Annotated in this window: 9 protein-coding genes and 1 pseudogene; 3 read left to right on the top strand and 7 right to left on the bottom strand. The window is 60.5% G+C overall.

Translation table 11 applies throughout. From position 1 onward, the window contains the following. The 3 genes and pseudogenes from BKD70_RS21930 to BKD70_RS21920 form a co-directional block, all read right to left on the bottom strand. Positions 1–675: pseudogene (locus tag BKD70_RS21930) on the bottom strand (urocanate hydratase); the annotation flags it as partial. 314 nt (positions 676–989) lie between these two features. Further along, a complete protein-coding gene (hutC, locus tag BKD70_RS21925; protein ID WP_047274761.1) occupies positions 990–1,742 on the bottom strand; it encodes a histidine utilization repressor in 753 nt (250 codons plus the stop codon). Positions 1,743–1,822: 80 nt separating this feature from the next. Further along, positions 1,823–2,527 (bottom strand): YoaK family protein, encoded by a 705-nt coding sequence (locus BKD70_RS21920; protein ID WP_047274762.1) that lies wholly within the window; start codon positions 2,525–2,527, stop codon positions 1,823–1,825. 229 nt (positions 2,528–2,756) lie between these two features. Between BKD70_RS21920 and BKD70_RS21915 the strand changes: the two genes are divergently transcribed. Next, complete coding sequence (locus tag BKD70_RS21915; protein WP_047274763.1) at positions 2,757–3,422, top strand: histidine phosphatase family protein; 666 nt, start codon at positions 2,757–2,759, stop codon at positions 3,420–3,422. Here BKD70_RS21915 and BKD70_RS21910 read toward each other — a convergent pair whose 3' ends face one another. After that, positions 3,423–4,358 (bottom strand): DMT family transporter, encoded by a 936-nt coding sequence (locus tag BKD70_RS21910; protein WP_047274764.1) that lies wholly within the window; start codon positions 4,356–4,358, stop codon positions 3,423–3,425. It lies immediately after the preceding gene. Positions 4,359–4,505: 147 nt separating this feature from the next. On the opposite strand from BKD70_RS21910, the gene BKD70_RS21905 reads away from it, so the two are divergent. Both BKD70_RS21905 and BKD70_RS21900 read left to right on the top strand, forming a co-directional pair. Then, complete coding sequence (locus BKD70_RS21905; RefSeq protein ID WP_047274765.1) at positions 4,506–5,408, top strand: LysR substrate-binding domain-containing protein; 903 nt, start codon at positions 4,506–4,508, stop codon at positions 5,406–5,408. Between the two features lie 30 nt (positions 5,409–5,438). After that, complete coding sequence (locus BKD70_RS21900; RefSeq protein WP_047274766.1) at positions 5,439–5,663, top strand: YgdI/YgdR family lipoprotein; 225 nt, start codon at positions 5,439–5,441, stop codon at positions 5,661–5,663. 40 nt (positions 5,664–5,703) lie between these two features. Here the strand turns inward: BKD70_RS21900 and BKD70_RS21895 are convergent, their stop codons facing one another. Genes BKD70_RS21895 through BKD70_RS21885 form a run of 3 tightly spaced genes read right to left on the bottom strand, consistent with a single transcriptional unit; the run spans position 5,704 to position 8,389 of the window. Continuing rightward, complete coding sequence (locus tag BKD70_RS21895) at positions 5,704–6,993, bottom strand: FAD-binding oxidoreductase (protein WP_047274767.1); 1,290 nt, start codon at positions 6,991–6,993, stop codon at positions 5,704–5,706. Further along, positions 6,990–7,736, bottom strand: coding sequence for an amino acid ABC transporter ATP-binding protein (locus tag BKD70_RS21890; protein ID WP_047274769.1), 747 nt, complete (start codon positions 7,734–7,736; stop codon positions 6,990–6,992). Before BKD70_RS21890 ends, BKD70_RS21895 begins: the two co-directional genes overlap by 4 nt. Next, entirely contained in the window at positions 7,733–8,389 is a 657-nt protein-coding gene (locus tag BKD70_RS21885) for an amino acid ABC transporter permease (protein ID WP_047274771.1), read from the bottom strand. The genes BKD70_RS21890 and BKD70_RS21885 overlap by 4 nt, the downstream gene beginning before the upstream one ends. Positions 8,390–8,446: the final 57 nt, after the last annotated feature.

Here is an 8,446-nt window from a genome sequence, read left to right as displayed (position 1 = left end):
CGCCAGCGCGTCATCCAGATCGGTGGCCTGTTCGTCGACGTAGCGGGTGGCCAGACGGAAATCGATGCGGCTCTGCTGGCATTCGATGTTCAGCGAGCAGGCGCCCGCCAGGGTGGCGGCCAGAGGCTGCGCACCGCCCATGCCGCCCAGACCCGCTGTCAGGACCCACTTGCCCTTGAGGCTGCCGTTGTAATGCTGACGACCGGCTTCGACGAAGGTTTCGTACGTGCCTTGCACAATCCCCTGACTGCCGATGTAGATCCAGCTCCCGGCTGTCATCTGGCCATACATGGCCAGGCCCTTGGCATCCAGTTCGTTAAAGTGTTCCCAGGTCGCCCAGTGCGGCACCAGATTGGAGTTGGCGATCAGCACGCGCGGCGCATTGCTGTGGGTTTTGAACACGCCCACCGGCTTGCCGGATTGCACCAGCAAGGTCTCGTCGTCATTGAGGTGAGTGAGGCTTTCGACAATTTTGTCGTAGCACTCCCAGTTGCGTGCTGCCCGGCCAATGCCGCCATACACCACCAGCTCGGTCGGGTTCTCGGCCACTTGCGGGTCGAGGTTGTTCATCAACATCCGCAGCGGGGCTTCGGTCATCCAGCTTTTAGCCGTAAGACGGGTGCCACGGGCGGCGCGGATTTCACCGTCGCGGTGACGGGTGTGAGCAGTTGTCATGCAGTAATCCTTCATCAAATGGCATCAACGACATGAGGTGCAGTGCGCCAACTGCGCACTTATACCAACCTGTATGTACAAGTGAATGCAAGCGAAGGGCCAACATGCAGCGCGCCTTCTCAGGCGCGTGCCATGACAATAGGAAAATATTATTTAAATCAGGACGTTATAAAAATTAAGATTTTCACGACTCAGCTCGCTCTTAGCGAAAGCACGTGAAAAGTTGCCGCAACTTGGTGCACAGACCGGCAAAAAGGTAACGGAACTGCACCAAAAGTAACGCGGGTAACACGCCCACCCGCGCCAACGCCCACTCAGTGCCCACACTGCCCTTGCAACCGATAGCGCGAGCCCGGATACACCAGTCGTGCGCACCCCACCACGCCTTGGGCCGACCAGGTGCGGCGGCGAATCATCAGGCACGCTTCGTTTCGTTTGATGCCCAGCAAACGGCACTCCGCCGAGGTGGCATGAATGGCTTCCACCACATGCTCGCCCCCGGTCAGCGGCGCAAGGTCCATCAAGTAGGCATAGGCCGTGGTGAGGGTGAAGTCCTGCTGCAAATAAAGAGGCGCAATCTGCGCATTGACGAAACGCTCCTCGATTTGCACCGGCACCTCGTTTTCGTAATGCACGATCACCGAATGAAACAGCCGTTCGATGCCGTCCAGGGCGAAGGGCAAGGTCGGGTTGGCCCTGGCCGGGACCTCTTCAAGCACCATCACGTCACTGCGGTGTACATGGCCGCGATCAGCGATTTCCTGAGCGATATTGTGAATTTCGAACAGCGCCGCCGTGCCCTTGGGCATCGCCACAAACGTCCCCACGCCTTGCATGCGCACCAGCAAGCCTTCGATGGTCAGCTCGCGCAAGGCACGGTTGATGGTCATGCGGCTCACGCCCAATTGCTGGAGCAACTCGCTTTCGGACGGCAACTTCGTATTGGGGAGCCAGGCACCGGAGCGGATTTTCTGCACGATGGCCTGTTTGACCCGCGCGTACAGGGGCGCCGGGCTTTCAAGTGAGAATGACTCGAGGGGCGAATGGTCATCGACAGACTGGGACACAACAACTCCTGTTTATTGATTGGGGCAGGCCCGCGCGTCGCGCCAGTCTACCCGTCGCGCAGTCGCAGACAAACAGGGGTTTAGCGCGGCATGTAATCGCGCTGCCAGCGGCGCGGGATGCGCAAGGAGATCACACCGAGCACGCAGGCAAACCCCGCGCTGAATAACATCGCCCTGACCCCGAACCGTGCCTCCAGCCAGGCGCCCAACACCGCACCCAGCAACATGCCGCTCCAGGGCACCAGTTGCACACGCCAGCCGCTCTTGCGCTCGCCCAGCAGCCAGCGCCCCAGACCGCGGCCGAAACGCGACAGCGCCCCGGTCACGTACGTCAGCCCCACCGGCAACCCGTTGACCTGCTCCACAGCCGCATTGAGCATGCCCATCGCCAGAATGGCCGCCAGCAAGGCCGGCACCTGCGACGCAAATGGCACCAGCCCGGCAGCACACAACAGCCCGGCAATGACCAGCATCAAGGGCAAGGCGCGGCGTCCGCCCCAACGCCCAAGCAAAATGCCCAGCGTGTTGCCTGCGATGAACGCCAGCACGGCAAAGAACAGGCGCAACACCAGGCTCGCATCCCCCTGACTGATCGCCACCGCCAGGCGCGTGGTGTTACCGCTCATGAACGACACGAAATCGCCCGTGGCCAGAAACCCGATGGCATCGGTCATGCCAGCCAGCACCGAAAGGCTCGCCACCAACCCCAAGCCGACCCGCCCTCGCCAGGCTCGCACGCGCAGGTGTACGGGGTTGATCGGCGGTCTGAGCGGAGCAGGTAACATCGGCACAACCTCTTAAGGATGAAGGCCGTTCAATGATGGCCAATTGAACAGCGCCTTACCAGTACTCGTCAGTTTAATCCCTGGAAGCATTCAGAAACGTCTGCAACTAAAGTGAGAGCGAACCAATTTCCAAATGCGCGTCTAATGAACACTTTGTTCAAGGATGACGGGCACTTCGGTGTTTGTACGACAAGGAGCGCACTCGCCCGATTTGATACAGAAGACCTTCATGTTCCCGATCGACTGGAAAAAAAACCGCTTCGCGTTAGCCGCTGTCCCGCTGCTGCTGATCGCGGGCACTGTCAGCCTTAGCTCCCACGTCGAAGACGCTTTCGCCCAACCGGCCGACGGGGTTCAGACCCTGGTGTTCATGCGCCACGCTGAAAAACCGGCTGACGGTCTGGGGCAACTGACCTGCCAGGGCCTGAACCGCGCCATTGATCTGGCGACGTTGCTGCCGCAGAAATATGGCAAGGCGGATTACGTGTTCGCCGCCAACCCGTCGCGTCAGGTCGAAGAAGGCGCCGAGGATGACGCCTACAGCTATGTGCGGCCGATGATGACCATCAACCCCAGCGCCATCAAACTGGGCTTGCCCATCAATCTGGAGTTTTCGGCCAACGATACACGGCAACTGGCCAACGAGCTGACAGACGACAAGTACCACAACTCGACCGTCTACACCGCCTGGTCCCATGGCTACCTGCCCGAGCTGATTAACACGGTCGCGGGCAAGGCCACCGGGAAAAAAGTCTCGCTGACCGAAGACTGGGCCGACAGCGATTTCGACTCCCTGTACGTGCTGACCCTGACCTGGCACAACGGCAAAGCCACCCTGCTCAGCCGCGTCGATAAACAAGGGCTGAACAACGGCGCCAAAGCCTGCCCGAGCTGATCAGGCCAGTGCCTGGCGGGCGGGCGCATGACGGCGTACGGCCCAACTGACGCCACTTAACAGCAGGATCACGGCCAGTGATTCCAGCAACGTCGGCCAGCGCTGCACATAGACAAAGCCATAAAACAGCGCGAACAGTGTTTCAAACACGATCAACTGGCCGCTCAAGGTCAGCGGCAGCCGCCGCGAAGCCGCATTCCACAGCCGGTTGCCGAACCATGAGCCGACGACCGCACACACCAGATTGATCGCCCAGAACCCCTGCCAGCGGGTGTCACTGACGTCGGCGTGCGCAGCCTCCAGCGACAGCGCATGGGCGACGGCCCAGATCAAAAGCCCCAGCACACCCGTGGTCACGCCCCACAAGCTCGACCATTCACTGCTGGTGAATGAACTGTGTTTCAAGTACCGCGCGTTGGCTGTGGCAAATCCCGTCCAGCACACCAGTGCGCCCATGGCACAGGCAATGCCCAGTATTTTTTCAGCCAACGGTTGCCCGGCATCGGCGCCAGACAAGGCCTCAAGGTTGATGCACAGCATCCCGGCCAGCACCAGCAGCAGCGGCCAGATCAGACGAGTCAGCGGCACGCCCCCCGCATCGCGGCGGCCCAGCCAACTGATGGTCAACGGCAATACGCCGATGATCAGTGACGCCACGGCGATCCCCACCCACTGCACGGCGGCGGCCAGCAGCATGTAATAAATCAGGTTGCCCAACAGGGCGAGCTTCACCAGTGTCATTACGTCGCGCAGGGTCAGTTGGATCAGCAAGCGCTTGGCGTTGGGCAGTATCAACAGTGCCGACACTGCGCCGTACAGGATAAAACGGGCACAACTGAGGAGCAGCGGACTGAACTCCGGTAACAGCACCGGCACCAAAAACACCCACCCCCACACGGCACCTGCCATGCCGGCATAGACTATCCCGCGCTTCATTACGTATGCTCACAACCTGAAAGAGGCTGCAAGAATAGGCATTCAACGCTTGAGTGACTAAAGAGCATTTGGCATTCAGGCATTCCTTATAGGAATAATCCAACACACTTCCAGCCCACCTGCAGAGTCTGCCCCACAGGAAAACCCGTGAGCCGCTACCTGAAACACTTGCCACCGCTCGACACACTGATCACGTTCGAGGCGGTTGCCCGTAATGGCAGCTTTACCCGCGCCGCAACCGAGCTGTGCCTGACCCAAAGCGCCGTCAGCAAACAGATTCGCACCCTTGAAGATGCCCTCGGACTCTCGTTGTTCGAGCGTCAAGCCCGGGGTATCAGCCTGACCCGCGCGGGCGCCGGCCTGTTTGCAGAAGTCAGCGCGATGCTTGAGCGACTGCAACACAGTGTCAACCGGATCAAGGTGGAACATGCGCCTACTGCCGTGACGGTGCAGTGCACCCACGCTGTGGCACAGTTCTGGCTCTTTCCGCGTCTGCTGGCATTCAACACCGCTCACCCCGGGATCACGGTCAACATCCACGCCAACAATGGTCTGGACGAGTCGAGTACAGCGGATTACGATTTCTCGATCTTGTACGGTAATGGCAAGTGGTCATCACTGGATGCCCATCTCTTGTTTGCCGAATGCGTGTACCCGGTGGTCAGCGCCGCCCTGCCTGTGGCAGACATTGGCGCACCGTCTGATGTGCAAACGCTGCCCCTGATCGAGCTGGATTCATCCGGGTGGAACTGCATGGACTGGCGCGACTGGTTCCGGCATTTCGCGATTGAGCACACCCCCTCGCCCGACAGCCCGCTGTTCAACCAAGTGACGCTGGCCTATCAGGCAATCATGCAAGGCATGGGCGTCGGGCTGGGCTGGGATTTTATGGTCAGGGACAAAATCGACAGCGGCGTGCTGCGGCGCGTCGGCCCTTATGAATGTATCAGCGGTAATGCTGACTACCTGGCGCACTCTCGGCATAAAACGTTGTCAGAGGCAGCAGTTATTTTCCGACACTGGCTTTTGCATAAAAGCCCGTGCGTTTAATCCTTACGTTTGAATGCTCAAGGAGCTTGCATGAAGATCAATGTGATCGCTGTACCGTTGGTGATGGTGGCAATGCTGGGGCTGGCCGGGTGCGCCTCGCCGAGCGTGGTGACCCTGCAAAACGGCACGCAATACCTGACCAAAGACCTGCCAAAAACCAAAACCAACGACGGCTTCTACGAGTTCGTGGACATTGCCGGCAAGCACATCAGGATCAAGGCTGACGACGTGGCCACCATCAAAACCGACGATTGACGCCCAGGCAACGGCAAGCAATTGCTTGCCGTTGCACAGGTCAGTTCAGGGCATCGAGCATTCGGTAGTAGGTGATCCCGGCGGCAACGTACAAGCGTTGCAGGCTGTGGAACGGGATGCTGCGAATGGGCGTGACCGGGAACGGGAAGTCACTGTCGGTTCCCGCCACGCGCGCCGCCAGGTGCTTGCCCAACATGGTCGACATGGCGATCCCCCGGCCGTTGTAACCCATCAGTATCGACAGCCCCGGCTGAGGCTCATGCAGCTGCGGCAACACACTCTGATTCAACGCAATGCGCCCGCTCCAGCGGTATTCGACGACTACCCCGGCCAGTTGCGGGAACAGCATCACCATCGAGCGTTCCAGATGCGTCCAGTCCCCGGCCCGGGTCGGCTCCGCAAACGGCCCGCGACCGCCCAGCAACAAGCGGCCCTGGGCATCCATCTTGAAGTACAGCAACAGGCGACGCGCATCCGAACACACTTCACCTCCCGGCAAGATGGTCTTGCGCAAGTCAGGGGGCAGCGGACGGGTGGCGATGATGAAGCTGTTGGCCGCCAGTACGGTCTGGCGCAAACCCGGCCACAGGTTGTCGGTGTACCCGTTGGTGGCCAACACCACCCGATCGGCGCTGACCGTGTTGCCTTGGGCCGTGGTCAATTGCCATTGTTGCCCCACACGCCGCAAATCGGTCACCCGGCTTTGGCTGTGAATGGTGACGCCACGGCCCAGCGCTGACTTGGCCAACCCGCGGGCATAGTTCAGTGGATGCAAACTGCCCGCGCGCGGGTCGACCCAGCCGCCCAGATAATTGTGCGTTCCCAGCCGCTGGCATACTGCATCACGGTCCAGAATCTCGGCGGCAATCCCTCGTTGCTGCCATTGCCGGGCCCGGTGTTCAAGCGCTTTCATCGACACGGCGGACACGGCGGGCTGGATCCAGCCTTTACGGCTGGCTTCGCAGGCGATGCTGTACTCGCGAATCAAGGCAAAAACTTCATCGGCTGCCCCTCCGCAGGCCTCGATGATGCGCTCGCCGCGCGTCTCACCGTAACGCTGGAGCAACTGATCGGGGTCGTACTTGAGGCCCGGAATCACTTGCCCGCCGTTGCGACCCGATGCACCCCACCCGGGTTCGCCAGCGTCCAGCACGCACACGCTGATGCCTGCTTCGGCCAGCCTTAATGCCGTGACCAGCCCGGTGTATCCGGCCCCGACAATGGCCACGTCCACGCGTTTGTTTTCACTGAGCGGCGGTGTCATGGCGCCGGGCCGGGCCGTGGCTGACCACAGCGAAGGCGGCAACTGACCGCTGGAAGCAGATTTCATGAGGCAACCTCGTCCGTCTGGTTCAGCAGACGTCGCAGAAAATCCTGGGTACGCGGGTGTTGCGGCGCGCTCAGCACTGTTTTGGCAGGCCCGGCCTCGACAATGTGGCCGCTGTGCAAGAAACACACTTTGTCCGCGACATCACGGGCAAATCCCATCTCATGGGTGACGACGATCATGGTCATGCCCTCATCCGCCAGACGCCGCATGACCGTGAGCACTTCACCCACCAGTTCCGGGTCGAGGGCCGAGGTCGGCTCATCGAACAAAATGGCTTGCGGGTTCATGGCCAGCGCGCGGGCAATCGCCACGCGTTGCTGCTGCCCGCCGGACAAGGCGTCCGGGTAAGCGTCCATGCGGTGGGCCAGACCGACTTTTTCGAGCAGCGCCGTGGCCTGCTTGCGCGCCGCTTGCGGGTGTTGCTTGAGCACGTAAATCGGCCCTTCCATCACGTTTTCGAGCGCCGTGCGGTGCGGGAACAGATTGGAACGCTGAAACACCATGGCCACACGCGTGCGTAACTGATGGATGCTCTTGTCGTTGCGGTCCACGCGTTGGCCGCTGACCAGGATCTCGCCCCGGCTGTAACTTTCCAGGCCGTTGATGCACCGCAACAGCGTCGATTTGCCCGACCCCGAAGGGCCGATCAGGCACACCACTTCGCCTTGCCCGACTTGCAGATCCACCCCTTCAAGCACCGGGACGCTGCCGAAATGCTTGTACACACCCTTGAGTTCAATCATGAGGTTCTCCGCGTCGCGAAGCGTGCTTCCAGGCGACGCAAACCGAAGGACAACGGCAGGCTCATCGACAGGTAAAGCAGGGCCACCAAGGTGTACACCGTCATGTTTTCGAACGTCGAAGAGGCGATCAACTGACCTTGGCGGGTCATCTCGGCCACGGTGATGGTGGACACCAGCGAGGAGTCCTTGAGCATCATCACCAGCGTATTGCCGTAGGGCGGCAAGGCGATGCGGAACGCCTGGGGCAATACCACGCGGCGCATGATCATCATGCCGCGCATGCCGATGGATTCGGCGGCTTCGATCTGGCCGTGGTCAATGGCCTGGATGCCGGCGCGGAAGTTTTCGGCCTGATAGGCCGAGTATGCGATGCCCAGACCAATCACACCCGCCTGCATGGCGCTGAGCTGGATGCCGAAGTCGGGCAATACGAAATAGATATAAAACAGCTGAACGATGATGGGCAGACCGCGAATCACGTTGACCACGCCTATGGCGAACAACGCCACCGCGCGGATTTTGGAAACCATCATCAAAGCGAATACAAGACCGATCAGCGAACTCAGCACGAACGATCCCGCAGTGACTTGCACAGTAACGACCGCCCCTTTCAACAACAGCGGGAGGAAGTCCAACGCGTCCTGGAGAAACATAAGTTACCTGCGAAACAACACATGAAACGGCCCGCAGCAGCGTGCGGGCCGAGGAAT

This window comes from Pseudomonas sp. BS-2016 (assembly GCF_001806145.1).
Lineage (GTDB): Bacteria > Pseudomonadota > Gammaproteobacteria > Pseudomonadales > Pseudomonadaceae > Aquipseudomonas > Aquipseudomonas lundensis.
The sequence above is the reverse complement of the archived record's forward strand: the minus strand, read 5'-3'. Positions and strand labels throughout refer to the sequence as shown.

Bases quoted from the DNA above. Each gene is read 5' to 3' on its own strand.
- BKD70_RS21920 (WP_047274762.1), bottom strand. From the start codon at position 2,527: ATGTTACCTGCTCCGCTCAGACCGCCGATCAACCCCGTACACCTGCGC.
- BKD70_RS21915 (WP_047274763.1), top strand. From the start codon at position 2,757: ATGTTCCCGATCGACTGGAAAAAAAACCGCTTCGCGTTAGCCGCTGTC.
- BKD70_RS21910 (WP_047274764.1), bottom strand. From the start codon at position 4,358: ATGAAGCGCGGGATAGTCTATGCCGGCATGGCAGGTGCCGTGTGGGGG.
- BKD70_RS21900 (WP_047274766.1), top strand. From the start codon at position 5,439: ATGAAGATCAATGTGATCGCTGTACCGTTGGTGATGGTGGCAATGCTG.
- BKD70_RS21895 (WP_047274767.1), bottom strand. From the start codon at position 6,993: ATGAAATCTGCTTCCAGCGGTCAGTTGCCGCCTTCGCTGTGGTCAGCC.
- BKD70_RS21890 (WP_047274769.1), bottom strand. From the start codon at position 7,736: ATGATTGAACTCAAGGGTGTGTACAAGCATTTCGGCAGCGTCCCGGTG.
- BKD70_RS21885 (WP_047274771.1), bottom strand. From the start codon at position 8,389: ATGTTTCTCCAGGACGCGTTGGACTTCCTCCCGCTGTTGTTGAAAGGG.